Raw genomic sequence first — 26,595 nt, forward strand, 5'->3', positions numbered from 1 at the left:
AGATCACGTCGGCGTGGAGCACGAGCGACACCGCGACCAGGACGATCAGCGGAACGTCGATGTCGGCCCCGCACACCGCGGGCGTGGCGGCTCTGTATCTGCAGGGGACGCCGGGCGCCTCACCGGCTGCGGTCCGTCAGGCGCTTTTCAACCTGACCACCAAGGGCAAGGTGACCTCCGCCAACACGGCGAACAACCACCTGCTGTTCACGAACCTCTAGACCCACCGGAGCCTGAGCCGGCTCGCGTCGCGGGCCGGCTCAGCCTTCTGTGTCGAACCGGAGGAGCAAGTCTTCGAGCGTCATCCCTGGCGTGGTCGCCGGCGCATGCCGGCCCGCCGACACACCGGCGTCGGGTGCGGCCGGAGCCCCCCGCCGCGCGCCAGGGATGGGAGACGGCGTTCCCGCCACAGACATGACGACCGCAACGATCATCACGGCCGCTGCGGAGGTGGTTCGTCTGGCGGCGGTCGCGATGCCGCGAAGTCCCCGGAGGGGCGGCGTCTGGGCCAGCCACGGGCCGAGACCGCTGACCAACCGCAGCTTCCGCACCGAAACTTGAAGGAACGCGTTCACCACCGCCGGGTCGAACTGGGTTCCCGCGCAGCGAACGAGCTCCTCACGCGCCTTCGCCGGGCTCTTCGGGCGATGGTAGGGACGCGTTGCCGTCATCGTCTCGTACACGTCGGCGACCGCGACGATGCGCGCTCCGAGCGAGATCGTCGATCCGCCGCGACCACCGGGGTACCCCCGGCCGTCGAAACGCTCGTGATGCTCGACGATCGCGTTCGCCCACTCACCGAGCCACTCGTGGAGCGGCGCGGTCATGCGCGCGCCGTCCTCGGGATGACGCCGAACGACCTCGAGCTCACCGGGGTCGAGGGGGCCGGGCTTGTTGAGCACAGAGCGCGGCACCTCGAGCTTGCCGACGTCGTGAACCATCGCGGCCCAGCGAAGACGGTCGCGGTCCTCCGGGTAGAGCTTCATCTGCTCGCCGATCAAGTCCGTGTAGACGCGAACCCGCTCGGAGTGTCCGCGCGTCGCGCGATCGTGCGCCTCGACGGCGGCAACCAGCGACAGGATCATCTCGGCCGCATGGGCAGGCTGCTCGTCGAAGCCGGTCGTGCGCGCGATGCGGACGCGCTCCTCGAGCTCTTTCAGGTTGGCCGCCGCGCGAGCCACCGCGAGACGGGAAGGCGCGTCGTCGGGGAAGGCGAGCGAGAGCTTCAGCAGGACGGCGAGCGGGAGCAGGCGCCGGGCGAGCCGGTCGGTGGCGAGCAACACGCCGGTCGAAACCACGAGCAGAACGGCCCACCGGAGCAGCCGCGAACCGGTCCCTGCGGCATCGGGAAGGTTCGTACCGACAAGGATGGAAACGGTGACCGCTGCGCCTATCGGCCCGGCGAAGACGGCCGTGCGAAGGCCGGCCGATAGAACCGGCCTGCCATGCCAGCGCCCTTCGCGAGTTCCCGACATAGGTATGGAAATGGAACGGACGTCACCGCCCCTTCCAGTGTTGTCGTCGGGAGCCTCAAGACGCTTGAGCGACTGAAGCCACCCTGTGGGGGTTCATCCCGACGTGTCGGGTGTGGCCCGTGTCCGCCGGGTGCCGCTTCGCACCGGTTCCTCCCAGCGCAAACGCGGGGCGTCCTTCCACAGACGCTCGAGCTCGTAGTAGTTCCGCTCTTCACTCGTGAAGACGTGGACGACGAAGTCGACGAAGTCGAGGAGTGCCCAACGGCCTTGCTCCAAGCCCTCCCGGCGGAGCGGCTTCACGCCCTTCTCGGCGAGGGCCTTCTCGACCGAGTCCACGATCGTTCGCACCTGCCGCTCGGTCGCGCCGGAGGCGATCACGAAATAGTCCGTGATGACGATGAGGTCCCGAACCTCGAGCACGACGACGTCGGACGCCTTCTTGTCGGCGGCCGCGCGAGCGGCCTTCACCGCGAGCGTCTTCGTGGACGGAACCCGGGGCGGCAACTCAGGAATGCCGTGCGACGAAGTCGCGTCCAACGACGACCGTGACGTCCACGATCGTCTGCTGCGTGCGGCTGATCTCGATCGCGCCGAGGCCGAGCAAGTCGCGGATCCGTATCGCTATCGGCAAGTCGGCCTCCCGGTACACGATGATCTTCGTGCGATCGAAGTCGAACGACCTGGCATTCCCAGTGTCGGCGATCCGGAAACCCGACGGGACGAGGAGGTTCGCGACGGAAAGTCCCGTCTCCGGCTCGCCGTTGCCGTTCAGCACTTGAACGCGCGCGCCGCGTCCGGGACCCGCGGGCGGCAAGGACCCGGCGAGCAGCGTGCGGACCAGCTCATCGAGCCGCGTCTGCTGCACGCGGAACGCGTCCTCCGCTCCGCCCGATCCCACGGCCTCGACGGGGAGCGTCCGGTAGGCGCGCGCATCCGCGCCGGCGGCCGCGAACGCACCGAGGAACGCGCCGGCGTCCTCCGGCGGCGCATCCGTGACCGGGGAGGAAGTCAGCAGCGAAGCGACGATCCGCTTCAGGTCGGCGGCGCGCTCCCCCTCGAAGCGCGAATACAAGCCCTCCCAGACCTGTTGCGAGCGAACCGCACGCGCGAGCTCGTCGTCCTTCTCGCCCTTGAACTGGAGGTATCGGATCGCGCCGGCGCCGTCGAACCGCTGCGGTCCCGCCTCGAAGACGGGGACGAGACGATCGGTTCCCGACGGGGCGAGCAGGCGCTCGGGGACGTCGACCTCGATCCCGCCCGCCAGGTCGACCAGACGCGAGACCAGCTGCTCGGAAACCACCATCGTGTGATCGACGGTGGCGCCGAGCATGTTCTCCACCGCGACCTCCTGGAGCGGCAGGCGACCGAGCGCCATCGCCTTTCCGATCGCGTCGAATCCGTAGCCGGGGATCTCGGTGAGGGTCGAGGCCGGAACGAACAACGTGAGCGGATCGGTGCCCGCACGGTCGACGGCGAGGAGCGTGAGCCAGTCGGCGCCGCCGGTCGTGTCGTCGGCGCGGGTCCCGACGAGCAGGTAGGTGACCTGGTCGCCCTCGGCCGATCCGCCGACCGGTATCGGTGTCGGGCGGGGGTCACTCCCGCCGAGCTGCGCGACGATCACCACGAGCAGGACGATGACCGGTACGGCGACCGCGGAACCGATGCCCAGCCGGCGGCGGAGGGCTCGGCGTCTCCGGCGCTCCCGGCGAGCTCCCGGCTCGACCCGGGGCAGCGTGTCAGTCATGGGCCGGCGTCCTCCCGGTCGGGCTTTCCGGACCCGAGTACAGGTCGTTCTTCTCGATGTATCGGGCAACGCCCTCGGGGAGCAGGTAGCGCACCGGCCGGCCTTCCCGGACGCGGCGCCGCACGTCGGTGGAGGAGATGGCCAGGGCCGGGATCTCGAGGATGTGAACCCGGTCTCCGAACCCCTCCGGCAGCTCCTTCTCGAGACGGTCCAGGTCGTAGCCCGGCCTGGTGGCGGCGATGAACCTCGCCTCGCTCAGGACCTCCTTGGGGTCCTTCCAGGTCAGGATCTGGAGGATCGCGTCTGCCCCGGTGATGAAGTACAGCTCGACGTCCCCGAGCCGGTCGCGTAGCGCCCGAAGGGTCTCGACCGTGTAGGTCGGCCCGGTGCCGTCGATCTCGATCCGCGATACCTGGAAGTGCGAGTTCGGTGCGGTCGCGATCACCGTCATCAGATATCGATGCTCGGACTCGGCGACGTCGATGCCCTCTTTCTGCCATGGGCGGCCGGCGGGGACGAAGATGACCTCGCGGAGCCCGAACGCGAACAGGGCCTCCTCGGCGGTGACGAGGTGACCGATGTGGATCGGGTTGAAGGTGCCGCCCATGACGCCGACGGCCGGGCGCGTGGAGATCGCCATCCGTGACGCAGTCTAACGCCGGGTGCTCGGGGCGACGTGCACCAAGGAGGGGGAAGGGTTACAGGGGGAAGACCTGCTGTTTCGGGCTAGCCGAGGGCGCGATCGAGGCGCGGCCCGGTGATCGGAGCGCGTCGTACGCGATGGGGCTGGATGTCCTCGGGTCCCTCGCCACGATCGACCCATGTGGCGCGGCACGACAAACAGAGGCAGATATCGATCGCGTCGTCCGAGCGAGTCGCGAGGATGTCGACGTCCGTACAGACGGGACAAGTGAGGCTCATTCGCTCCCCTTTCGGGCCTGGGTGCCCGAGCTCCCTTGGGTGCACCGCAGACCCCTCCACCGCGAGATCGGCCAATCTTACGATGATGGGCTCCTTTCCCCAAGAGTCGAGCCCAAGAAACTTCATGTGGGAAAAGTCACGTCGCCGTGAGCGGCACAGGTCGCGCGAAAACCGTCCGGCAATACTTGGACGCGGAGCTTCCTCCCGCAGTTCCCACAGAATCGCGGCGGCTCGAGGACGAGCGCGCTCAAGCAGTCGGCATGTTGCTCGCTCCGCTCTCGCCGAGGAGCGGTGAGCTCGCGGCCACAACGAACACAGAATCGTTCTTCGGTCGCGGCCACGCCCTTCTCAGCTTTTCCCCTTCACGGGCATCCCGAGGTCCGCCAGCATCGCCAGGTCCTGCTCCGGAGAGCGTCCGAGCGTCGTGAGGTAGTTCCCGACGATCAGCGCATTGATGCCCGCAAGCATCCCGGTGGCTTGGAGCTCGCGGAGGGTGACCTCCCGTCCGCCCGCGTAGCGGAGCAGAACGGCCGGGTGGATCAGCCGGAACAGCGCGATGCACTTGAGCGCGTCGAGCGGGCCGAGGACCGGCCGGCCGGCGAGCGGCGTCCCCGGGCGTGGGTTGAGGAAGTTCAAGGGGATCTCGGACGGAGCCAGCTCGCCGAGCTGGAACGCGAACTCGATCCGCTGATCCCAGGACTCCCCCATCCCCATGATCCCTCCGGAGCACAACTCCATCCCGACCTCTTGGACGAGCCGGCAGGTCTCGTATCGCTCGTCCCAGGTGTGGGTCGTGGCGATGCTCGGGAAGAAGGACCGGGCCGTCTCCAGGTTGTGGTTGTAGCGATGCACGCCGGCGTCGGCCAGGGTCACCGCCTGGTCGCGGGTCAGGATCCCGAGCGAGCACGCCACGTTCATGGCGGTCCGGTCGCGGATCGCGGCCACCGCCTCGAGCGTGCGCTCCATGATGTGATCGTCGGGGCCGCGGATCGCGAGCACGATGCAGAACTCGGTCGCGCCGGATTCTTGGCTCCGGCGCGCCGCCTCGACGATGTCCGCGGTCGGCAGGAACGGCTCGGGGCGAACGGTCGTCTCGAAGCGTCCGGACTGCGAGCAGAAGTGACAATCCTCCGGGCAGCCGCCGGTCTTCGCGGAGAGGATCGACTCGACCTCGACCTCGGGCCCGGCGTGCGCGAGGCGGACCTGGTGCGCGAGCGCGATCAGGTCGGGCAGACGTTCGTCTGGAAGTTCGACCAGAGCGCGCGCGTCGTCGGGCGTGAGGGTTCCGCCGTCCCCCAGGAGGGTCGTGCGGCAGCGCTCGATGATGTCGGTCATTCGATGATGATCGTGCCGCTCATGAGCTCGCCGTGGATCTTGCAGCTGTACGTGGATCGACCGGCCGTCGTGAACGTGAAGCGAAAAGTCTCACCCGCCGTCTGCATGCAAGCGTCCAAACGGCTTTCGCTGCAGTCCGGGTGCGAATCGAACGATCGGTCGGTGGCCGTCACGGAATGGGGAGCGTCCGGACCGGCGTAGGTCCAGATGACTTCGGTGCCGACGGAGACCGTCAACTCCGGAGGCACGTAGGCGTTGTCGATCACGTCCACGGTCCGTCCGGTCCTTCCCGGCGTCGTGTCCGGGGTGGTTACGGGCGTGGTGGTCGTCGTGCTGGTCGGATCCGTCACACCCGGCGTCGGCCCCGCGACCGGATCGTCACCGCCGCAGGCGGTCGCGAACGCGAAGATCACGATCGACATCGCGAGGGTGCATCGCCGGACGCTGCTCATCCTCGTACGATCACCGTTCCGCTCATGATCTCGCCGTGGACCTTGCAGCTGTACGTGAAGGTGCCGGCGCCTGCGAACGTGTGGGAGAAGGTGTCGCCCTTCGCTTTCATGCAAGCGGCGGGCTTCGCGGGACAATCCGGGTGCGAGTCGAACAGCGCGTTCGACTCAGTCATCGTGTGGAGTCCTATCGGGCCGGTGTAGTTCCACCTGACCGTTCCGCCGGTCGCGATCACGACCCGTGCCGGCTTGAACTCGTTGTCGAGCACTTCGGCCGTCACACCGGTAGGCAGTTGGGTCGGAGTCGGCGCCGTTGCGCCGGGCTCGTCGCCCCCGCAGGCCGCTACGAGCATTCCCACGGCGATAGCGAGGGCCGACAGGCCGACACGAGTCACGTGACGACGATGACGCCCGACATGCCGCTGCCGCCCGGGCCGCCGTGGATCACGCAGTGGTACGGGTACGACCCCGCCTTCGTGAACAGGTGCTTGAACTCGTCATCCGTCTTCATGCACTGGGAGGTATCGCTGGCAGAACACGCGAGATGCGACGTGAAAGAGCCGTCGTCGGCCGTCACCGAGTGCGGGAGCGATCCGGTCTGGACCCACCGGGCCTCGGTGTTGACGAGGATCTGGAATGTCTTTGGTTCGAAAGCGCTGTCGACGATCGTCACATGATCCGCGGGCGTGCTCGTCGGGTCGGCCGAAGGCAGGCCGCTGTCCTCGTTCCCTCCGCACGCGGTCGTGACGAGGGCCAGCGCGGCGATGAGCGCCAGGGCGTGAGCGAGCCGGCGCATGAGCTAGGCCTCGACGACGATCGTGCCGATCATTCCGGCGCGGGCACCCGCCGAGGCGTGGAGCTTGCAGTAGTACGGGACCTCGCCGGCCGTCTCGAACGTGAAATCGAAGCTCCCGCCGGAGGCGACCTGCTCCGAATCGAACTCCACCGGCGCCGTGGGCTCCGAGGTCGACGTGTGCGGCGCGGAGCCGACGGTGGTCCAGGTCACGGTCGTGCCGACCTTGATCGTGCAATTCTCGGGGACGAACTTCAGCTCGTCGTTCATCTCGATCGTGCCATCACACACGGCGGCCGAGGGCGCTTCCGTCGGGCCGGCGGGCAGGCCGGTTGCCTTGTCGCTCGCGCACGCGGTTCCCAGGAGCGCGAGCGAGGCGATGAGCGTGAGGGCGTGAGCGAAACGGCGCATCCAAGCTCCTTTCGAGATCTGAGGTGCGGCCAGCGTCGGGACCGCCGGCAGCGAAGCCGCCGGAATCCTACGTGAATCTCCCGATACGATGCTCGTGCGCTTGCGTTCCCACGTTTCCGGCGCGGAACCGCTGGTAGCCTGGGCTCATGGACCCCAAAGACCTGCGCCGCGCCCTCGAGGAGTCCCAAGAGATGCTCGGCCTGATCATGGGGCCCGACCCCGACGAGGGCGCCCGGGACCTGATCGCAAAGCGCACCGTCGAGGACTACGACGCCCACTACACGCCCGGCTTGGTCCGGTACCGCAAGGCCGTCACCGAGGCGGGCGACTTCGCCGCGATCGAGTGGACCGGCGAGGGAACAACGGTTCGTGACCTCCACGGCCGCGAGTGGATCGACTGCCTCGGCGGCTACGGGATCTACAACCTGGGCATCCGCCATCCCGAGGTCATCGCCGCCGTGACGGCGCAGCTCCAGCGCAACCCGCTCCCGACCCAGGAGCTGCTCGACCCGGTGCGCGCGATGCTCTGCCGCCTGCTCGCCGACATCGCTCCCGGCGACATCTCGAACGCGTTCGTGTGCAACTCCGGCACCGAGGCGATGGAAGGCGCGATGAAAGTCGCACGCGTCTCCACCGGGAAGCCTGGGTTCGTCTGCGCGGAAGGCGCCTTCCACGGCAAGACGCTCGGCGCCCTGTCGCTGATGGGCAAACCGCAGTTCCGCGAGCCGGTCGAGCCGCTGCTGGACGGCGTCCATCGCGTCCCATTCGGCGACGCCGCGGCTGTCGAGTCGGTGCTCGAGTACCACGCCGACGAGATCGCCGCCGTCGTGATGGAGCCCATCCAAGGCGAAGCCGGCGCGGTCGTCCCGCCGGACGAGTACTGGCCGGCGTTGCGCGAGCTCTGCGACCGGTACAACGTGCTGCTCGTCGCGGACGAGGTGCAGACCGGCCTCGGACGAACGGGCGCGCTGTGGGCCGTCGATCACTGGGGGGTCGTACCCGACATCATCGCCGTGGCGAAGTCGCTCGGCGGCGGGGTCATGCCGGTCGGCGCGTTCATGGGACGCCCGCACGTGTGGAAATCGCTCGAGGCGAACCCCTTCCTCCACACGTCGACATTCGGCGGGAATCCGCTCGCCTGCGCGGCATCCATCGCGTCGATCCACGTGACGCTTCGCGAGCGCCTGTGGGAGAAAGCCGCGAAGCACGGCGAACGTTTCATGAACGGACTGCGCGAGCTACGCAGGCGGTACCCAGACGTTCTCGTCGACATCCGCGGCCGCGGACTGCTCATCGGTTTGGTGTTCCCTGATCACGAGATCGGGTATCGCGTGGCTGCCGGACTCTTCCGGCGGGGAATTCTCGTCGCCGGTACCCAGGTCTCAGCGACGACGATCCGCATCGAGCCGGCACTGGATATTTCCGACGAAATCGTCGAAACGGTACTTGCTCGTTTGAGCGAAGTATTGGCCGAGATCTAGGCCGTACGACGGTTGACGAGGTAAGGCGCTCCACGTACCGTATCCAAACCGGAGTCGATCGCCGCTGATCAGCGGGGGAAAGAAGGGGGAGATCGGATGCGCTCACGCGTTCGTGTTCTGCTGTCCGTCATCGCACTCGCAGCCATGGTCGTACCGGGCGGCGCGAGCGCTTCCAAGCTTTCGGCGTTGGACAAGGCCGTTGCCGCGATCGGTGCCGATCGCCTCTGTGATCCGGCAGAGGTTCACGCCGACTCCGTTTCCGGCGGTCATGAAGAGACCGACCTTCGTATCCGCAAGGGTGCGCGCGATACGGCGAAGGACCCGAACTCGGTCGCACCTTCCTCCACCACGGGTCGCGAGCCTCCGCCTCCGCCCGGAGGCGGCGTGCAGGGCGGGAACATCCCCGTGTACTTCCACGTGATCCAGGACAGCAACGGTGACGGCAACATCTCCGACGCCGTCATCGCCGAGCAGATCGACGTGATGAACGCCGCGTTCGACTTCTCCACGCTCGGTGCCGGTGAGAGTTGGACGTTCACGCTGGCCCAGACCACGCACACGCTCAATGCGCAGTGGTACCGGGCCACGCCCGGTTCCGGCGCTGAGACCCAGATGAAGAACGCGCTCCACGAGGGCTCCATGGACGACCTCAACGTTTACACCGGCATCAACAACGGTTCCCTTCTCGGGTGGGCGACCTTCCCAACCAAGGCGGGAGGAAGAGGTGGGGCGAACACCAAGGACGGCGTCGTGATCGCCAACGACTCCGTCCCGGGGGGAGGAGTCCCGAACAACCCATATAACGAGGGCGACACACTCGTTCACGAGGTCGGACACTGGATGGGCCTGTACCACACCTTCCAAGGCGGCTGTACCGGCACGGGAGACTCGGTCGCGGACACGCCTGCCGAAGCACAGCCTGCGTTCGGCTGCCCGATCGGCCGCAACAGTTGCCTCCTTCAGGCGGGCGACGACCCGATCCACAACTTCATGGACTACTCGGACGACTTCTGTATGTTCGAGTTCACGCCGGGTCAAGACGCGCGGATGGACACGCAGTACTCAGCGTTCCGGTTGAACAAGTAAGCGTGCCAGACCTCGAACGGGCGCCCTGGGGGCGCCCGTTCGCTTTCGGTGTCAAAGGCTAGCCGGCGGCGCGCCGGGGCTCGCGCGAGTGACGGTCGGGAACGAGCTCCTTGCCCGTGAGCGAAGCGATCGCATCCATCACCTCGTCGGTGAAGCGGCGGTACGCCTCGTGGGGATCCTCGCCGGTTCCGATCTTGAAGTAGAGAGCCGGCCCGAACCGAACCTCGACCTTGAGCGGCCGGGCCATGATCTTGCCCTTCGGGAGCGCCTCTAGCGTGTTGAGGACGCCGCACGGAACGACCCGCGCGCCACTCATCTCCGCGATGCGCGCGACGCCCGTGTACCCCTTGTAGACCCGACCGTCCGGGCTGCGCGTTCCTTCGGGGTAGATGCCGAATATCTTTCCGGCTCGGACGGTCTCGGCCGCTCGCTCGATGGCGACGTGCTCGGGCGCGTCGCGATTCACGGGGATCACGCCGACGCTCTTGAAGAACCACGCGACCTTCGGGGTCACCACGTATTCGATCTTGGCGAGCCAATAGATCGGCCGATTGACGATCCCCCCGACCACGACCGGGTCGAGCCCCGACTGGTGGTTGGACGCCAGGATCACGCCGCCCTTCCGTGGCAGGTTGTCTCGCCCGACGACCCGGATCCGCCAGTACAGACGGATGATCGGCGAGAGGACGACCCACCACGCCCGGTAGAACATGAGCTGGATTATCTACCAAATGGTAGAGAAAGTCATGGCGGCCGGTGGAGCGGGCCTTACACGACCCGGGAGATGAACTCCTCGAGCTGGCGGAGGTTGCGGACCTCGATCATCCCGTCCGCGTAGCGGGCGTACTCGGAGGAGATCGAGTCGCCGGTGTCCCAGTAGCGGACCGGCTCTGGGTTCAGCCAGTACACGCGCCTGGCCTTCTGCTTGAGCGCCTTGAGCACCCACGCGGACGAGGCCCGATAGTTGTTGCGCGCATCTCCGAGCACGAGCACGCTCGCCCGCGGGCCCACCGATTCGCCGTAACGCTCCCAGAACCTCTCGAGCGAGGTGCCGTAGTCGGAGTGGCCGTCGAGCCAGACGACGTTGGCTTCGGCCTGCATCTTCTCGACGGCGTCGACGAAGTCCTCGTGCTCGAAGAAGTGGGTTACCTCATCGAGGGTGTCGACGAAAACGAACGACCGCACCCGCGTGAACTGCGCCTGGAACGCGTGGACGAACATCAGGGTGAATCGAGCGAACGCCGAAACCGACCCGGAGATGTCGCAGAGGACGAACAGCTCCGGCCGGTGGGGTGTCTTGTTCTTGTAGCGGGTGTCGAAAGGCACGCCGCCGGTCGACAGGGAACGCCGCACCGTCTTGCGCACATCGAGGCGCCCGCGGCGCTGGTGCTTGCGGCGCATCGCCAGCCGCGTCGCGAGCTTGCGTGCGAGCGGGCGTATCGCGCGGCGCAGCTGCGCGATCTCGTCGCGGGTGGCGCGCACGAACTCCAGGTCCTCGGGGAGCGGCCGGACGCTGTGACGCGCGACGGCCTCGGGCCCGCGGTGCTCGGCGAGGCGGCGGCGCACCTCGGCGTCGATCTCCTCGCGGAAAGCCTTCACGCGCGCCTCGAACTCGTCCTTCCACATCTGACGCTCCAGCGCGGTGAGATCGTCGCGGCCGGACAGCTCGTCCATCAGGCGGCGCATCATCGCGTCGAGGTCGACCACGCGGAACACGCGGTACTGGAAGTACGGGCTGCCGCCCTGCTGCGACTCCACGCGTCCGAACTGGGCCACCGCCCGCCGCGCCATGTCGCGCATGGCCGACCCGTCGCCGGCCAGCAGCGCGCGGAAGAGATCTTCGAGATATTCCTCGGGGCCGGTCTGCGGATCTTCGCTGTCGCGGGCGTCGGTCGCCTCGGGGTTGGGCCCGGCGCCGAAGTACAGGTCGAACAGGACGTCGAACGCTTGCATGTGCGCCTCGCTCTTCACCATCGTGGTGGCGAGCGCCGCCCGGAAGGCCTCGCGATCCTCGAAGGGGATGTGTCCGAGGGCGCGGAGCGCGTCGATGTTCTCGCTCGCGGCCACCGGCACGCCCGCGTTCCGCAACGCGTGCGTGAAGTCGAGGAGGCGCGTCAGCATCCGCTCAAGCGTACCGGCTGAGCGCCCGGCGTACCCACGCCACGACGTCGTCGGGGGCCTCCTCGAGGTGCTTCGCGGTGATCCTCAGCACGAGCCAGCCCATCGCTTGGATCGCGTTCGCTCGGGCGCGGTCGTCGTCGAACGCGCGACGGTCGGCGTGGTAACGGAAGCCGTCGACCTCGATGGCCACTCGCTGCTCGGGGTACGCGAAGTCCAACCGGGCGATGAATCGGTCGCCGTCGCGGAGGATGTACTGGATCCGTGGCTGGGGGAGATCGGCAGCCCTTACCAGGCGAAGGAAGTCGTCCTCAAGATGGCTTTCCGTGATGCCGCGGTCCATGCGCGCATCGACGAGCCTCCTCAGCGCCCGCCACCCCCGGTGCCTCTTCCTGTGAGGGTCTTGGAGCCACGAGTCGAGGAACCGGAGCGTTACGAGGCGACGGCGCAAGGCATCGTCGAGAGCGCGCTCGACGACCCGTTCTGGTACTACCGTGGGCAGGTCCAGGAGCGTACGAGCCGGCGTCGTGACGGGGATCCCGTCTATCCCGGTGATGTCATCCGGCGGGATCGGGTCTGGAGTCGAGTGAACGATCACCGAAGACGACGCTCGGCGATTGCGATTCCTGGGAACCGTGATCTCCAAGGTCGCTCGGGCGAAACCGGGGAAAGCACGAAGCGCGGCCGCAGATCGATGCGACAACGCAGCGCCTCCTCCGAAGTGGAGACAGGCGGCCATCGCTTGCTGCCATTTCGACTGTGGTGAACCCGCGAGCCGGTAGACGCCGCGATAGACGGCCTCCCAACGGCACGAGGCGAGCCGCCAGCGAACCTCGCCACGTGTGACCCCACACGCCGTGGCTTGCGCTCGCGTGATGAGCCCGTGTTGGCGGCCGGCGATGCGTGCGACGCGCCGGTCAACGGATCGCCGTGTGTGATTCTGGTCGTATGACGCCCTCAATCACACACGGATACCACGATTCGCGGCTTGGAGGGGTCGGTGCGTGACCGGATAGCGGCGCTCGGGTCAGATCGCGGTTAGTTGTTCCTCGGGTCCGGCTGGATCTTCAGGTGTCCACCGACCTTCTCGATGTCGGTCTGGAACTTCAGGAGGACGCTGAGCGTGCGGCGCGCGACGTCCTCGTCCATCTCGGTCACGCCCAGGTGCAGCAGCGTCCGAGCCCAGTCGAGCGTCTCCGCGATCGACGGCGCCTTCTTCAGCTCCATCGTCCGCATCGAGCGCACGAGCCGCACGATCTGGTCGGCGAGCATCTCCGGGACCTCGGGCACGCGCGTGAGCACGATCGCCTTCTCGCGCTCGAGGTCGGGGTAGTCCAAGTAGAGGTATAGGCACCGGCGCTTCAGCGCCTCGGACAGCTCGCGGGTGTTGTTGGAGGTCAGGAAGACGAACGGGATCTGCTTGGCGACCACCGTTCCCATCTCGGGGATCGTGACCTGGAAGTCCGACAGGAGCTCGAGCAGAAGGCCTTCGAACTCGAAGTCGGTCTTGTCGATCTCGTCGACCAGGAGCACCGTCGGCTCGGCGGTACGGATCGCCGCGAGCAGCGGCCGCTCGAGCAGGAAGTCCTCGGAGAAGATGTTCGTCTCAACCTCTTCCCACGACTGCTCGCGGCCGCCCTCGGCCTGGATCCGCAGGAGCTGCTTCTTGTAGTTCCACTCGTAGAGCGCCTTCGCTTCGTCGACACCTTCGTAGCACTGCAGGCGGATCAGCTTCGAGCCGGTCGCGCCGGCGACGGCTTTCGCGAGCTCGGTCTTTCCCGTCCCGGCCGGGCCTTCGACGAGCACGGGCTTGCCGAGCCGGTCGGCCAGGAACACGACGGTCGCGATCGATTCATCGGAGAGGTAGTCGGTTTCACCCAGCCGCTTGACGACTTCCTCGGGCGAATCGAAGCGGTTCATCGTGCCCCCAGGAATTCGTCGAGCTGCTCGATGTGTTCCTGGTAGTGCTCGGCACCGTCGCCGTAGATGAGCATCGCAACCCTTTCGTCGGGCTCGTTGGGGAGCATCGCCATCTCCTCGCGGAACCGGTGCCTGGCCGCGCCCGACATCGCTTTCGCGTCGTTGAGGTTGAGGTCCTTGCAGCGTTCGTACTGCTCCGCGTTGATCGCGTCCACGGCGGCGCCCAGCGGCGGCAGCGTACCGGTCGTGCGGTGCGACTCCAGCCGGTCGGTCGCGCTCGCGTGCCAGACGGCGATGTGAGCGAGCATGTCCTTGGCGTTCCAGTCGCCGTTCACGCCCGGCTTCAGGTAGTCGTCGTCCGAGAGTTGGTGGAAACGTTCGCGGAGCGGATGCCAGGCGGCGTCCTCTTCGTCGAGGAGGTCCTTCTTCGACTTGGTCACGCGCGGACCTGGCCTTCCCCTTCGACGAGGTACTTGTAGGCGGTCAGCTCGGGGAGGGCCATCGGGCCGCGCGCGTGGAGCTTCTGGTTCGAGATGCCGATCTCGGCGCCGAAGCCGAACTCGCTGCCGTCGGCGAAGCGCGTCGAGGCGTTGACCATCACGCAGGCCGAGTCGACCTGCTGCTCGAATCGGCGGGCGGCCGAGTAGTCCTCGGTGAGGATCGCGTCGGTATGGTTCGAGCCGTAGCGGTTCACGTGCTCGATCGCCTCGTCGAGCGAGTCCACGACCTTCACCGCCATGATCAGATCGAGGTACTCCGCGTACCAGTCGTCCTCGGACGCGGGCTTCATCGCGTCGGAGTAGGCGCGGGCGCGATCGTCGCCGCGCAGCTCGACGCCGGCGGAAAGCAGCGCGTCGATCGCGCCGGGCAGGAACGCGTCGGCGGCCGCGCGATGCACGAGCAGGGTCTCGGCCGCGTTGCACACGCCCGGCCGCTGCGTCTTGGAGTTGATCAGGATCGGCAGCGCTTTCGCGAGATCGGCCTGCGCGTCGACGTAGACGTGGCAGTTTCCGACGCCGGTCTCGATGACGGGGACGGTGGACTCCTCGACGACGGTGCGGATCAGATCGGCGCCGCCGCGCGGGATCAGCACGTCCACGTATTCGCGCATGCGCATGAGCTCTTTGGCGCTCTCGCGGTCGGTGGACGGGATCAACTGCACGGCGTCGCGGGGTAGCCCGGCTGCGGTGCCGGCGTCGTCCAGGATCCGAGCGAGCACGGTGTTCGATGAGATCGCTGTGCGCGAGCCGCGCAAGATGCACGCGTTGCCGCTCTTGACGCAGAGGCCTGCGGCGTCCACGGTGACGTTCGGCCGTGCCTCGTAGATGATGCCGACGACGCCGAGCGGCACGCGGATCTTGGTGATGCGCACGCCGTTTGGGAGCGTCCAGCCACCGATGACCTCCCCGGCCGGGTCCTTCAGCCCGATCACCTCGCGGAGGCCCGTCGCCATCCCCGCGATCCGGTCGGGCGTCAGGGTGAGCCGGTCGAACAGCGCGCCGGTGATCCCCTCAGCTTCGGCGCGCTCGAGGTCCTCGGTGTTGGCGTCGAGGATGTCGTCGGCGCGCGCCTCCAACGCATCGGCCATCGCCCCGAGCGCCCGATCCTTCACCGCGGTCGAGACGCCGACGAGCAGTCGCGAGGCCGCCTTCGCGCGCCGGCCGATATCGAGCACCTCACTCATGCGTCACAGGATAACCAGGGAATCGCGGTGGATGATCTCCCGGCCGCCCTCGCGGATGCTGCGTCCGCGGACGCCGTCGATCTCGTCGGAACCGTAGTTGACCAGGCCTTTCGCGAACACAACCCCGTCCGGCGCCTCGACCTCGACGGCGTCGCCGGCGGCGAACCGGCCGCGGTGTCCGACCACGCCGGCCGGGAGGAGGCTCTTGCCCCGTTCGACGAGCGCCCGCTTCGCGCCGTCGTCGACGACGATCGCGCCGCGCGGCGTCTGAGCGAACGCGATCCATAACTTCTTCGAAGGGCCGCGCAGCGCACGAGCCGGAACGTACGTTCCGACCGGCTTCCCGGCGAGCACGTCGGCGAGGACGTTCTCCTGCCGTGCGTTGGCGACGACCACGCCCACCCCCGATGCCGTCGCGATCTTCGCCGCCTCGATCTTCGACACGATCCCGCCGGAACCGAGGTGGCTTCCCGCCGCGGGGCGCTGAACCGGCAGCGCCGCCAGATCTTCGATCTGCTCGATCACCTCCGTGCCGCCACGGCTCGGGTCGGAGGCGTGCACGCCGTCCACGTCGGACAGGATCACGAGGAGGTCGGCGTGGACGAGGTTCGCGACGAGCGCCGCCAGACGGTCGTTGTCGCCGAAGCGGATCTCCTCGACGGCGACGGTGTCGTTCTCGTTGACGATCGGAACCACGCCGAGCGCGAGCAGCCGGGTCAACGCCGCACGCGCGTTGAGGTAGCCCTTGCGACGGATGAAATCGTCTTGTGTGAGAAGGACCTGTCCGACCTTCATCTTCCTGCGCGCGAACGCGCGCTGATACGCGTGCATGAGCACCCCTTGCCCGACCGACGCAGCCGCCTGGAGCGACGGGATGTCGGTCGGACGACGCTTCAAGCCGAGCGGTGAAAGGCCCGCCGCGATCGCGCCCGAGGACACGAGCACGCAAGAGATTCCCTTGCGCCGGACGCGGCCGAGCTCGGCGGCGAGCCTGCGCACCTGCACCTCGTCGAGGCCGCCGTCGGCGGCGGTGAGGCTCGACGACCCCACCTTCACGACGAGGCTGCGCACCTTGGCGATGTCGCGCCGGCCGTCGGCGGTCGCGCGGGTCACGCCTGGCCCTCCGGGGTGAAATCGAACGCTTGCTCGCCGATGCGGACCTCGTCGCCTTCCCGCGCGCCGGCGCGCGCGAGTGCGTCCTCGACCCCCAGCGACACGAGCCGTTCCTGGACGTAGCGAACGGCGTCGGGGTTGGTGAGGTCGTACCGCGCGATGAGCTGCTCGGCGCGAGAGCTCACCACGCGGTACGCGCCGTTCTCTCGCCGGACCTCGACCGCTGCGGACTCGGGCCGGATCCGGAGCATGACCGGCGCTTCGTCGGCCGGCCGTTCGGCTCGTTCACGCTCGACGGCCGCGGACAACGCGTCGGCGAGCGCCTCGATCCCCTCGCCGCTCAGCGCCGACACCGCGTGGAAACCCGCGGGAAGGGCCACCGCCTCGGCGTCGGCAACGCGCTCGGCGGCCTCCGGGAGGTCGACCTTGTTCCCGGCCACCAGCGCCGGACGCGCCGCGAGATCCCGGTCGTACGCGGCGATCTCCCGACGCAGGATCCGCAGGGTGTCGGCGGGGTTTTCTTCGGCGAGATCGACGACGTAGCAGAGCACGCGGCAGCGCTTGAGGTGACGCAGGAAAGCCAGGCCGAGACCTCGTCCCTCCGCCGCCCCTTCCAACAGCCCGGGAACGTCGGCGACGACGAAACGGCTGCCGCCGGCCTCTGCGACGCCGAGGCTCGGCGTGAGCGTGGTGAACGGATAGGCCGCCACCTTCGGCCGCGCTGCAGATAGCTTCGAGATGAGCGACGACTTGCCGGCGTTCGGCAGCCCGACCAAGCCGACGTCGGCGAGGAGCCTCAGCTCGAGTAGCAGCCACCGATCCTCCCCCGCCTCGCCGCGTTCGGCGAAAGCCGGGGCGCGCCGGCGAGCCGACGCCAGGCTCGCGTTGCCGCGACCCCCGCGGCCGCCGCGCGCAGCCACGAAGCTCTCGCCCTCATCGGTGAGGTCGGCGAGCATCCCCCCTTCGGCGTCGCGGACGAGCGTGCCGGCCGGCACCGGGACGATACGGTCGGCGCCGGCCGCGCCGTGTCGATTGGATCCCTGTCCGTGGGCGCCGCGGTCCGCGCGCTGGTGCGGGTGGTGTCCGAGCTCGGAGAGCGTGTCGACCCCTTGCGTCACGCGCAGGATCACCGAGCCGCCGTTCCCGCCGTTGCCGCCGTTGGGCCCGCCCTTAGGACGGAACTTCTCGCGAAGGAACGACGAAGCGCCGTGGCCGCCGTCCCCGCCTCGGACGTTGACCCGCACCTCGTCGACGAAATCACTCGTTCGCGCCATCCCGCGAGCAACTGTAGCAAGCGTCGGAACCGCCCTCTCGGGAGTAGCATTCCGGGCGTGAACGGAGTTGATCGGGGCAGCCTCATCCTCGCCGATATCAGCGGCTATACGAAGTACCTCGCGGGTGTCGAGCTCGAGCACTCGGCCGACATCCTGGCCGACCTGATCAACACGATCGTCGACCAGATGAAGGGCCAGTTCACGCTCGCGAAGCTCGAGGGCGATGCCATCTTCGCCTACGCGATCGACCACGCCGATCCCGAAGCCTCCGCGCTCGTCACCACGGTGGAATCGTGCTATTTCGCCTTCGTGCAGCGGCGCGCGACGATCGATCGCGCCACGTCGTGTACCTGCGAGGCGTGCACCAGGATACCGACACTCGACCTGAAGTTCGTCGTGCACCACGGGAAGTTCGCGATCCACGAGGTCGCGGGGAACCGAGAGCTCGTCGGACCCGACGTGATCACGGTGCACCGGCTGCTCAAAAACGAGATCGTGGAGAAGACCGGGATCGAAGCCTACGCGTTCTTCAGCGGCGACTGCATGGAGCACTACGGACTCGACGCCGAGGCGCTCACGCTCCAACCGCACACTGAGACCTACGACGACGTGGGTGAGGTCCCGGGCTGGGTCCTCGATCTCGGCGCCCGTTGGACCAAAGAGCAGGAGCGTCGCGTGATCTATCTGAAGGGAGACGAGCCCGGCGTCGCGGAGATGCGGTTCGAGATGCCCGCGCCTCCGCCGCTCGTGTGGGAGCACATGACCTCGCCGGTCAAACGGCTCGCGTGGCAGCAGGACACGCTCGACCTGATCCAAGACAACCCGCGAGGGGCGCGTGGCGTCGGCACGGTCAACCATTGCGTCCACGGCGACTCGTCCGTGTACGAGGAGATCCTCGATTGGAAGCCGTACCGCTACTTCACCAATCGCACGACGATCATGCCGGGCATCACCTTGCTCTTCACCGAGGAGTTCGAGCCCGTCGACGGCGGTTTGCGCACTGAGCTCGTGATCCGCATGAAGCCCGAGAGCGACGAGGCTAGGCAGGCGCTGGCCCAGATGGGCGAGCAATTCGCCGCCGGGTTCGCCGCCGACATGGCGACTTTGCAAGGGATCCTTGCGGCCGAGCGGAGGGCGGAGGCTACGCCGGGATGATGTCGACGAGCTTTCGGTCGCCGCGGCGCCGGAAGGACACCAGGCCGGGGATCATCGCGTAGAGCGTGTCGTCCGAGCCCTTCCCGACGTTCAGGCCGGGATGGATGCGGGTCCCGCGCTGACGAACCAGGATCGAACCGGCATTGACCTGCTGCCCGGCGTACCGCTTGACGCCGAGCCGCTGAGCCGACGAATCCCGGCCGTTCCGGCTTGAAGATGCACCCTTTTTAGAGGCCATAGCGCGCCAAGGGTAGCAGAGGCCCCGAGCCCCTGCTATCCCTGCTTCTTGCCCGGGCTCTTCTTGGCGGACGTCTTCTTCGGCGCTGCTTTCGCCCCGCCCGCGGCCTTTCCCGAGGTTGCCTTGGCGGCCGGCTTCTTCTTCGGCGTGACCTTCTTGGGGGCGTCCTTCTCCTCTTCTTCGCGGGCCTGCCGGCCGAGCTCGAGCGCTCCCTTCTGTGCCTCTTCGGCAGCCCGCTTCTCCTCGGCCTTCTCGACCGTGTCGCCGAACCGGACCTCGGCGATCTCGACCAGCGTGAGCGGCTGTCGGTGGCCGGTGTGCCGGCGGTAGTTGGTCTTCTGCCGGTACTGGAAGATGTCGATCTTGTCCCCCTTGAAGTGCTGGAGGACGAGACCCTTGACGCCGGCCTTGTCGGTGAGCTGCTGGTGGTCGGTGATGATCGTCCCGTCGTCCAGGCCCATCATCAGCGGGACGAAGTCGATCGGCTCGCCCGGCTCCTGCTTGAGCCGGTCGACCGTGATCTGCTCCCCGACGACCACCTTCTCCTGATGGCCGCCGGTGCGGATGATCGCGTACATGAGAAACCCTCCCGGTTAGTCGATCTCGTGGGTGATGACGATACCCCGGCCCTCACAGTTCGGGCACGGTTCGCTGAACGCCTCGAGGAGCCCCTCGGATACCTTCTTGCGGGTCATCTCGACCAGGCCCAACGACGAGACCTCGAAGACCTGGCTCCGGGTCTTGTCCCTGGACAGCGCGCGCTTGAGGGTCCGAAGGACCTGCTCGCGATTGGAAGGCAGGATCATGTCGATGAAGTCGATCACGATGATCCCGCCGATGTCGCGCAAACGAAGCTGTCGCGCGACCTCATCCGCAGCCTCGAGGTTGTTCTTGAACACGGTCTCCTCGAGCGAGCCGCCCTTCCCGACGAACTTGGCCGTGTTCACGTCGATCACGGTCATAGCCTCAGTGCGGTCGATCACGATCGAGCCGCCGGACGGCAGCCACACCTTGCGCTCGAGCGCCTTCTGGATCTGCTCGACGACGTGGTGCTGCTCGAGGATCGAGAGCGGACCTTCGTGGAGCTCGAGCCGCTCCATCAGATCCGGCCCGCTGTCCTCGAGGTACTCCACAAGCTTCGCATGGATCGCCTTCGAGTCGACGACCACCTTCGCGAAATCGCCGGAGAAGATGTCGCGCACGACGCGAGTTACGAGCTCGGGCTCCGCGTAGAGGAGCGCCGGCGCCTTCTCTTTCTTCTGCTTGGTCTTGATCTCGTCCCAGATCTTCAGCAGGCCGTCGAGGTCGCGCTTCAGCGCCTCGGCGCTCGCTCCCTCGGCGGCGGTTCGAACGATCACACCGTGACCGTTGGGCCGCATCCCACGCACGATCTGCCGGAGCCGGGCGCGTTCCTCCTCGGCGAGACGCCGGGAGATACCCGACAGCTGCTGCTCGGGTGCGAGGACCATGTAACGCCCGGCGAGCGAGATCTGCGCCGTGAGCCGCGCGCCCTTCGTGCCGAGCGGGTCCTTGGTCACCTGCACGAGGACCGGCTGGCCAGGTTTCAGGATCTTCTCGATGCGAGGTTGCGTCTCGCCTTCCAGATCCTCGGCCGAATAGTTGACCTCGCCCGCGTACAGCACCGCGTTCCGCCCCTTACCGATGTCGACGAACGCCGCCTCCATCCCGGCGAGCACGTTCTGCACGCGGCCGAGGTAAACGTTGCCGGCGATCGAGCGGCCGCCGCCGTGTGCGACGTAATGCTCGATCAGTGTCCGGCCTTCGAGCACCGCGATCTGGATGCGCTCGCCGTGCTCGTGGATGACCATGACCTTGTCGGAGCCGCGGAGCTGCTTGGCCTCCTCGCCCGTGAGACGGCGTGGAGGCCGCCGCGGCCTCTGACGGGAACGTTGTGCGCGAGCATCGAGGCGAGTTGAACCGCCCTTCGAGGCGTCGGCCTTGGGCGCACCGGTCCGACCGCGTCCGCCGGCCTTCGCGGGCGCCGGAGTCGCCGGGTCTCCACCCTCTGCCGGCTCGTCGCCGGCCTGCGGAGCGTCCGCTGCTGCGGGCCGTCGCTGCCGGGGCGCTCTCGGCTTGGGCTGACGCTGCGGCTGAGGCTCGGTGGCCGTCCCTTCCTCGTCTCCCGTGTCGGCCGTTTCGCCTTCCGGGGTTTGCGCGGTTCCGGCGGGACGAGTACTCCCGCGTCCTCCGCGCCCACGACCGCCTCGCCGGCGGCGGCGCTTGCGGGCGGCCGCCGTGGTTCCTTCGACGGCCGCGTTGGTGCTCTGGTCGGCAGCGGGATCCGTCGCCGCGCCGTCGCCGTCCGGCGCGCTTGCGTCCGCGCTCATCGCCGCAGTGTTGCCGTCGGCCGCTTCCGCTCCCGCCGCAGGAGGCTTCGCGCGCGGCGTCGAAGGCCTGCGGCCCCCGGATGGTGTACCGCGCGGCCGAGCCGGCTGGGTTCGCCGTGGACGAGGCGGCGACGGAGAGCCGCCCGGCTTCGCAGCGGGCGCCGTTTCGCCGCCCTCGGCTTCATCCGACGCGTCGTCGCCTTCCTTGGAGGCTCCGCCCGCAGTCGCGGGCCTCTTCTTGTGCCGCCTCCCTCCACGCCGACCGCGTCGCCGCTTGGGACGAGGTGACCCGTCCCCGGTTGTCGCGGTTGGGCCGCCTTCGCCGCTCCCCTCTGCGTTCGTTGCACCGGCCGGCGCCGGACCCCCGGCTTCGGCCGGACCGCCGGACGCTCCTGCAGCGCCCGCGCCCGCCGCGTCCGCGCCCCTCCGCGTGGGAGGGGTCGCGTCGCCGGCCGGGGCTGCGCCGCCGGTCGTCTCGCCTTCTTCGTTCACTGTGGTGCTCCTCTCTCGCCGCTCTAAAGGCGGCGCATATGGATGTTGAGCAGGATCCCGGTGGCCAAGAAAGATGCGATCAGCGACGAGCCGCCGTACGAAACGAACGGCAACGGGATCCCGGTGATGGGCGAGATGCCCATCGTCATTCCCATGTTCACGAACCCTTGGAATGCGAACATCGACACGATGCCGGCCGCCAGTAAGGAGCCGAACGTGTCCTTCGCCATCATCGAGATGCGCACTCCTCGCCAGAGGAACATCGCGAACAGGAGCAAGAAAGCTCCGGTGCCGGCGAAGCCGAGTTCCTCGCCGATGACGGTGAAGATGAAGTCGGTGTGCTGCTCGGGTACGAACTTGAGATTGGTCTGGCTTCCGCTGAAGAGTCCTTTGCCGGTGAATTCTCCGGACCCGATGGCGATCTTCGCTTGCGCCAGGTTGTACCCTGTGCGATCGGGATCGCTGGTTGGATCGAGGAACGCCGTGAGGCGCGCGACCTGGTAGTCCTTCAGCAGGCCCGTATGAAGGATACCCCAGAACGCGACCGTGGCGAGAAGGACCATGATGAGCAGGAGACGCATCCTGGTCCCCGCAACCAGCAGCATCCCGCCGAGGATCGCCAGCAAGACCAGCAGCGTTCCGAGGTCGGGCTGTAGGTAGATGAAGATCGCCGGGACGGCGACGAGGACGAGACACTTGAGGACGTCGGGAAGCATCGGGGCGCCCTTGCGTTCGGCGAGGACTGCAGCGATCGCGATGATCGACGCGAGCTTCGCCAGCTCCGATGGCTGGATCTGGAAGACGCCGATCGCGATCCACCGCTGCGCGCCGGCGACGGTCGTTCCGAGGGGGCTCAGCACGACCGCGAGCAGGATCACCGGGACGAGCCACGCCAGCCACGCCCAGGCCTTGAGCTTGCGGTAACCGAACAGGGCCAGCATCGTCATACCGATGACGCCGACGGAGCCGAAGAGCAGTTGCCGGTTGAGGTAGAAGCGAGGTGACCGGCTCTCCGCCTCGAGCTGCGCGAAGGTCGCCGAGTACACCATGAGCGCGCCGAAGCCGGAGAGCAGAAGCGCGAATACGATCAGCGTCGGATCCAGGTGGCGGAACGGCGCCTTCTCCGACCAGCGCGCGGGGATGAGTCGTTCGCGCCCGATACGCTCGACGCGGCCGACCGTGCCCTCGAACGCCATCAGTCGCTCCTCACTCCGAATACGACCGGTGTGAGCGGCAGATCGAAGAGTTTGTCCATGATCCGGCGCACGACCGGCCCGGACACCTGGCTACCGAATCCCGCTTGCTCGACGACCGAGACCACGACGTAGCGCGGCTTGTTCGCCGGCGCATACGCCGCGAACCATGAGAACGGCTGCTTGCCGGCGATCTCGGCGGATCCCGTCTTCGCGGCGACCGAGATCTCATCGAGCGGCCAGCCGCGGAACGGGAACACCGCGGTCCCCCGCAACGTGACCTGCTCGAGCGCGCGCTGGATGTAGTTCAAGTTGTCCGCGTCGATCTTCACGCGCGAGAGGACTTGTGGCTTGATCTCTTCTTCCACAGTGCCGTCGGCGGCCTTCACGGTTAAGCCCACGTGCGGGCGCAGCACCTTGCCGCCGTTGGCGATCGCGGCGTATCCGACCGCCATCTGGAGCGGCGTGGCGATGACGTCGCCCTGGCCGATCGACATGTTGACGGCGTCACCGCCTCGCCATAGGTAGCCCCGCTCGCAGAGGTCCTCGTACACGACGTCCCCGGTCTTGTTGAACCGGTCGCACCACCGCACCTTGTTGAGGTCGTAGATCTGCCGGCGGTAGTCGCGACCCGGGACGCGACCGTCCTCCTCATTCGGGAGGTCGATCTTGGTCACGGCGCCCAGCCCGAAGCGGCGCGTCCAATCCTGCATGACCTCGTAGACCTTCTTGCCGGCGAGCTCGTTGGCGCGTTCCTTGCCCCACCAGTTGGCGGCCAGCCGGTAGAAGACGGTGTCGCAGGACACGACGAGCGCCTGGGCCAGCGAGATATTGCCGCTCCCTCCCGTCCAGTTGTTGAACACGCGGTTGCCGAACTCGAACGACGAGGTGCACGGCAGTGTCGAGCTCGGCGACATCACCCCCGACTCGAGCGCCGCAGCCGCCATGAAAGGCTTGAACGTCGACCCGGGCGGATACGCGGACTGCATCGCGCGGTTCAGCAGCGGGAAGCTGTTCTTCGGGTCGTTCAGCGCGGCGAAGTAGTCGGACGAGACGCCCCCGACGAACCGGCGAGGGTCGAACGTCGGGTAGCTCGCCATCGCAACGACTTCACCCGTCTGCGCGTCGAGCACGACAACCCCGCCGGCCGGTGCCAGGAAGCTCTCGCCCGTTTCGGCGAAGGTTCGGCCGCGGGCGCGCTGGATCCCGAGATAGAGCGCCTCCTCGGCGACCTCCTGCACCTCGGCGTCGAGGGACAGCATCACGTCGTGTCCGGGCACCGCTTCTTGAGCGCCGAGCGATCGCAGCACGATCCCGCTCGAGTTCACCTCGAGCTTGTCGATGCCGGGCTGTCCCCGGAGCCAATCCTCGTAGGTCCGCTCGACGCCGGTGCGCCCGATCGAGTCGCCGAGCCGGTATCCCTTGTCGCGGAGTCGATCCAGCTCCGACTCGGTCGTCTCGCCGACGTACCCGAGGACGTGCGCGGCGAGGTTGCCTTTGGGGTAGGCCCGGACCGGCAGGACGAGCGTCTCGGCGCCCGGGTAACGCTCGGCGTGTTCGCGGATCTCGAAGATCACCGGCTCGGCAACGTCGGTGGCGATGATCGCCGGACGGTAAGGAGACACGCGCTTGTCGTTCAGGCGCGCGTTGATGTCCTTCGCCTTGATCTTGAGAAGCTTCGCCAGCCGGCCGACGACGAGGCTGCGCAGCTTCGGGTCGCGGAGGTCGTCGCGCCGCAACCCCACGGCGAGTGAGGGACGGTCCTTCACCAACTCGACGCCGTTGCGATCGAGGATCCGGCCGCGCGGCGCCTCGAGCCACACGAGACGAACGGAGTTGTTGACCGCCGCCTCCGCGTACTGCTCGCCGGTCAGGACCTGGAGGAACCACAACCGCGATACCAGGACGCTCATCATCGCGAGCACAACGATCCCGAGGATCGCCGCGCGGAACCGAACCCGTTCGTCGCCGGAGATCATCGGAGGACCCTCGCCGGCCGGAGCCGCGCGGCAAGCGCGCGGACGAGCGGATAAAGGAACGGGGTGAGCAAGGCGTTGTAGCAAGCGCCGAAGACCGCGGTGACGAGGAGCGTGCGGCCGCCGACGGCCTCCTGACCGAGAAGGAGCGCGACGGCGCCGTAAAGCATCAGGCCGCCGAGCGTCGCGGCGAACTCCATCGTGACCGGCAGCCAGGTCGACGGAGCCTGCAACTGAGCGCGGATCGCTCCGACGGCGTACCCGACGACCGTGTATGCGAGCGCGGTCAGGCCTGCCGGCAAACCCGTCATCAGATCGGTCAGCAATCCTCCGGCGAACCCGAACCCGGCGGCGAGCGCCGGGCCTTCGCCGAGCGCGAGGGCCACGGTGAAAAGCAGCAGAAGCGGCGGCTTGGCGCCGAGCAGTGTGGCCTCGCCGAGCACGGACGTCTCGAGCAAGAGCCCGGTGAGGAGCAATACCGAAAGGAGCAGCGTCCGCTTCCAGATCACTTGGCGGCCTCCTGCCCGACGACGATCAGCAGGAAGTCCAGGCTCGAGAAGTCGACGAACGTCGTCACGAACGCGCGACGAGCGAGCGCGTTCCCTCGCGGCTGGATGCGCGTGACGGTCCCGATCGGGATCCCGGGCGGGTAGACGCCACCTTCGTAGCCGCTGGTGACGACCTCGTCCCCGATCGTCACGGCGGCCTCGGCATCGAACAGATCGAAGCGCAGCTCGTCCCCTCCGGTGCCCTCGGCGACGCCGGTCTCGCCGTTCGATGCGAGTCGTGACGCGACGGCGCTCGACGGGTCGACGAGCAGCAGAACGCGCGCGGTTCGCTGCGACACCTGCACGACGCGGCCGACCAGCCCGGCACCGGCGACGACCGGCATGTCCTTGCGGACGCCGTTGGCCGTGCCGCGGTCGATGAACACGGTGTGCTCGAAGTTGGATGGACCGACGCCGGTGACACGTGCGGTCACCGTTTTGAGATTGAGCCGGTCGGACAGACCGAGCAGCTTGCGCAGCTGCTCGTTCTCGCGGGCGATGTCGGTGACCTGGCGCTCGCGCTGCCGGAGCTGAGCGTTCTGCTCTTGCAGTTGGCGGATCTGCTCCTTCAGGGTGCCGACCTGGGTGAAGCCCGAGAAGAAGTCGCCGATCGGGCGCACCAGGCGGGAGAGGCCGTCCTGGAGTGGCCCAACGACCGTCATGATCCCCCGGCCGACCACGTCCAGTGGGCCGTCCCCTTTGGACCGGAAATCGATGGTGACCAGCACTAATGCGGCGGTCAAGAGCAGCACGACGAGCAGCCGCGCTCGGCGGGTGCGGTCGAAGATCCTCATCATCGGCAGGGTGCCGCATCCCCCGAGCCGCGCGGCGCGCGAGCCCG

At 67.8% G+C, this 26,595-nt stretch carries 28 protein-coding genes; 4 read left to right on the forward strand and 24 right to left on the reverse strand.

What is annotated here, in order from left to right; translation table 11 throughout:
- Nucleotides 1–221, forward strand: a 221-nt coding sequence (locus WEB06_06035) for a S8 family serine peptidase (GenBank protein MEX2555174.1), incomplete at its 5' end; no start/stop codon positions are given.
- Nucleotides 222–260: 39 nt separating this feature from the next.
- Here WEB06_06035 and WEB06_06040 read toward each other — a convergent pair.
- The 9 genes from WEB06_06040 to WEB06_06080 form a co-directional block, all read right to left on the reverse strand.
- Entirely contained in the window at nucleotides 261–1,475 is a 1,215-nt protein-coding gene (locus tag WEB06_06040) for an HD domain-containing phosphohydrolase (protein MEX2555175.1), read from the reverse strand.
- A 93-nt stretch (nucleotides 1,476–1,568) separates the two neighbouring features.
- A complete protein-coding gene (gene rsfS, locus WEB06_06045) occupies nucleotides 1,569–1,943 on the reverse strand; it encodes a ribosome silencing factor (GenBank protein ID MEX2555176.1) in 375 nt (124 codons plus the stop codon).
- A 37-nt stretch (nucleotides 1,944–1,980) separates the two neighbouring features.
- Entirely contained in the window at nucleotides 1,981–3,219 is a 1,239-nt protein-coding gene (locus tag WEB06_06050; protein ID MEX2555177.1) for an LCP family protein, read from the reverse strand.
- Nucleotides 3,212–3,859, reverse strand: coding sequence for a nicotinate-nucleotide adenylyltransferase (gene nadD, locus WEB06_06055; protein MEX2555178.1), 648 nt, complete (start codon nucleotides 3,857–3,859; stop codon nucleotides 3,212–3,214). The genes WEB06_06050 and nadD overlap by 8 nt, the downstream gene beginning before the upstream one ends.
- Nucleotides 3,860–4,488: 629 nt before the next feature.
- The gene (gene bioB / locus WEB06_06060) at nucleotides 4,489–5,475 is read right to left on the reverse strand and encodes a biotin synthase BioB (GenBank protein MEX2555179.1); all 987 of its coding nucleotides are present in this window, start codon (nucleotides 5,473–5,475) and stop codon (nucleotides 4,489–4,491) included.
- Nucleotides 5,472–5,927, reverse strand: coding sequence for a plastocyanin/azurin family copper-binding protein (locus WEB06_06065; protein ID MEX2555180.1), 456 nt, complete (start codon nucleotides 5,925–5,927; stop codon nucleotides 5,472–5,474). The genes bioB and WEB06_06065 overlap by 4 nt, the downstream gene beginning before the upstream one ends.
- Nucleotides 5,924–6,277 (reverse strand): plastocyanin/azurin family copper-binding protein, encoded by a 354-nt coding sequence (locus WEB06_06070; GenBank protein MEX2555181.1) that lies wholly within the window; start codon nucleotides 6,275–6,277, stop codon nucleotides 5,924–5,926. Before WEB06_06070 ends, WEB06_06065 begins: the two co-directional genes overlap by 4 nt.
- 38 nt (nucleotides 6,278–6,315) lie before the next feature.
- Complete coding sequence (locus WEB06_06075; protein ID MEX2555182.1) at nucleotides 6,316–6,720, reverse strand: plastocyanin/azurin family copper-binding protein; 405 nt, start codon at nucleotides 6,718–6,720, stop codon at nucleotides 6,316–6,318.
- Nucleotides 6,721–6,723: 3 nt separating this feature from the next.
- Complete coding sequence (locus WEB06_06080) at nucleotides 6,724–7,128, reverse strand: plastocyanin/azurin family copper-binding protein (protein ID MEX2555183.1); 405 nt, start codon at nucleotides 7,126–7,128, stop codon at nucleotides 6,724–6,726.
- 146 nt (nucleotides 7,129–7,274) lie between these two features.
- Here WEB06_06080 and WEB06_06085 point away from each other — a divergent pair, with 146 nt between their 5' ends.
- Nucleotides 7,275–8,609 carry an aminotransferase class III-fold pyridoxal phosphate-dependent enzyme gene (locus tag WEB06_06085; GenBank protein MEX2555184.1) on the forward strand — a complete coding sequence of 445 codons (1,335 nt, stop codon included), beginning with the start codon at nucleotides 7,275–7,277 and terminating at the stop codon, nucleotides 8,607–8,609.
- Between the two features lie 96 nt (nucleotides 8,610–8,705).
- Nucleotides 8,706–9,695, forward strand: a complete 990-nt coding sequence (locus tag WEB06_06090; GenBank protein ID MEX2555185.1) for a zinc metalloprotease — start codon at nucleotides 8,706–8,708, stop codon at nucleotides 9,693–9,695.
- 58 nt (nucleotides 9,696–9,753) lie between these two features.
- Here the strand turns inward: WEB06_06090 and WEB06_06095 are convergent, their stop codons facing one another.
- The 8 genes from WEB06_06095 to obgE all read right to left on the reverse strand — a co-directional run bounded on the left by WEB06_06095 (nucleotide 9,754) and on the right by obgE (nucleotide 17,804).
- Nucleotides 9,754–10,407: a lysophospholipid acyltransferase family protein gene (locus tag WEB06_06095; protein MEX2555186.1), complete on the reverse strand. Its 654-nt coding sequence runs from the start codon at nucleotides 10,405–10,407 to the stop codon at nucleotides 9,754–9,756.
- 56 nt (nucleotides 10,408–10,463) lie between these two features.
- On the reverse strand, nucleotides 10,464–11,816 hold the full coding sequence (locus WEB06_06100; GenBank protein ID MEX2555187.1) for a VWA domain-containing protein: 1,353 nt from the start codon (nucleotides 11,814–11,816) through the stop codon (nucleotides 10,464–10,466).
- 4 nt (nucleotides 11,817–11,820) lie between these two features.
- Entirely contained in the window at nucleotides 11,821–12,411 is a 591-nt protein-coding gene (locus WEB06_06105) for a DUF559 domain-containing protein (protein MEX2555188.1), read from the reverse strand.
- A gap of 440 nt (nucleotides 12,412–12,851) precedes the next feature.
- The gene (locus WEB06_06110; GenBank protein MEX2555189.1) at nucleotides 12,852–13,733 is read right to left on the reverse strand and encodes a MoxR family ATPase; all 882 of its coding nucleotides are present in this window, start codon (nucleotides 13,731–13,733) and stop codon (nucleotides 12,852–12,854) included.
- Nucleotides 13,730–14,173 carry a ClbS/DfsB family four-helix bundle protein gene (locus WEB06_06115; GenBank protein ID MEX2555190.1) on the reverse strand — a complete coding sequence of 148 codons (444 nt, stop codon included), beginning with the start codon at nucleotides 14,171–14,173 and terminating at the stop codon, nucleotides 13,730–13,732. Before WEB06_06115 ends, WEB06_06110 begins: the two co-directional genes overlap by 4 nt.
- Entirely contained in the window at nucleotides 14,170–15,417 is a 1,248-nt protein-coding gene (locus tag WEB06_06120) for a glutamate-5-semialdehyde dehydrogenase (protein MEX2555191.1), read from the reverse strand. The genes WEB06_06115 and WEB06_06120 overlap by 4 nt, the downstream gene beginning before the upstream one ends.
- A 3-nt stretch (nucleotides 15,418–15,420) precedes the next feature.
- Entirely contained in the window at nucleotides 15,421–16,530 is a 1,110-nt protein-coding gene (gene proB / locus WEB06_06125) for a glutamate 5-kinase (protein ID MEX2555192.1), read from the reverse strand.
- Complete coding sequence (obgE, locus tag WEB06_06130) at nucleotides 16,527–17,804, reverse strand: GTPase ObgE (protein MEX2555193.1); 1,278 nt, start codon at nucleotides 17,802–17,804, stop codon at nucleotides 16,527–16,529. Before obgE ends, proB begins: the two co-directional genes overlap by 4 nt.
- 57 nt (nucleotides 17,805–17,861) lie before the next feature.
- Here obgE and WEB06_06135 point away from each other — a divergent pair, with 57 nt between their 5' ends.
- Nucleotides 17,862–18,959, forward strand: a complete 1,098-nt coding sequence (locus WEB06_06135; GenBank protein ID MEX2555194.1) for a DUF2652 domain-containing protein — start codon at nucleotides 17,862–17,864, stop codon at nucleotides 18,957–18,959.
- On the opposite strand, the gene rpmA is transcribed toward WEB06_06135, so the two are convergent.
- From rpmA to mreC, 7 genes are all read right to left on the reverse strand, one after another.
- On the reverse strand, nucleotides 18,946–19,197 hold the full coding sequence (gene rpmA / locus WEB06_06140) for a 50S ribosomal protein L27 (protein ID MEX2555195.1): 252 nt from the start codon (nucleotides 19,195–19,197) through the stop codon (nucleotides 18,946–18,948). The genes WEB06_06135 and rpmA overlap by 14 nt on opposite strands.
- A 35-nt stretch (nucleotides 19,198–19,232) precedes the next feature.
- Nucleotides 19,233–19,775: a 50S ribosomal protein L21 gene (rplU, locus tag WEB06_06145; GenBank protein ID MEX2555196.1), complete on the reverse strand. Its 543-nt coding sequence runs from the start codon at nucleotides 19,773–19,775 to the stop codon at nucleotides 19,233–19,235.
- Nucleotides 19,776–19,790: 15 nt separating this feature from the next.
- Entirely contained in the window at nucleotides 19,791–21,545 is a 1,755-nt protein-coding gene (locus WEB06_06150) for an Rne/Rng family ribonuclease (protein MEX2555197.1), read from the reverse strand.
- Between the two features lie 515 nt (nucleotides 21,546–22,060).
- Complete coding sequence (gene rodA, locus WEB06_06155) at nucleotides 22,061–23,233, reverse strand: rod shape-determining protein RodA (GenBank protein MEX2555198.1); 1,173 nt, start codon at nucleotides 23,231–23,233, stop codon at nucleotides 22,061–22,063.
- Nucleotides 23,233–25,209 (reverse strand): penicillin-binding protein 2, encoded by a 1,977-nt coding sequence (mrdA, locus tag WEB06_06160; protein ID MEX2555199.1) that lies wholly within the window; start codon nucleotides 25,207–25,209, stop codon nucleotides 23,233–23,235. Before mrdA ends, rodA begins: the two co-directional genes overlap by 1 nt.
- On the reverse strand, nucleotides 25,206–25,715 hold the full coding sequence (mreD, locus tag WEB06_06165) for a rod shape-determining protein MreD (GenBank protein MEX2555200.1): 510 nt from the start codon (nucleotides 25,713–25,715) through the stop codon (nucleotides 25,206–25,208). Before mreD ends, mrdA begins: the two co-directional genes overlap by 4 nt.
- Nucleotides 25,712–26,548 carry a rod shape-determining protein MreC gene (mreC, locus tag WEB06_06170; protein ID MEX2555201.1) on the reverse strand — a complete coding sequence of 279 codons (837 nt, stop codon included), beginning with the start codon at nucleotides 26,546–26,548 and terminating at the stop codon, nucleotides 25,712–25,714. The genes mreD and mreC overlap by 4 nt, the downstream gene beginning before the upstream one ends.
- Between the last annotated feature and the right edge of the window lie 47 nt (nucleotides 26,549–26,595).

It is taken from the genome of Actinomycetota bacterium (genome assembly GCA_040905475.1).
Lineage (GTDB): Bacteria > Actinomycetota > AC-67 > AC-67 > AC-67 > DATFGK01.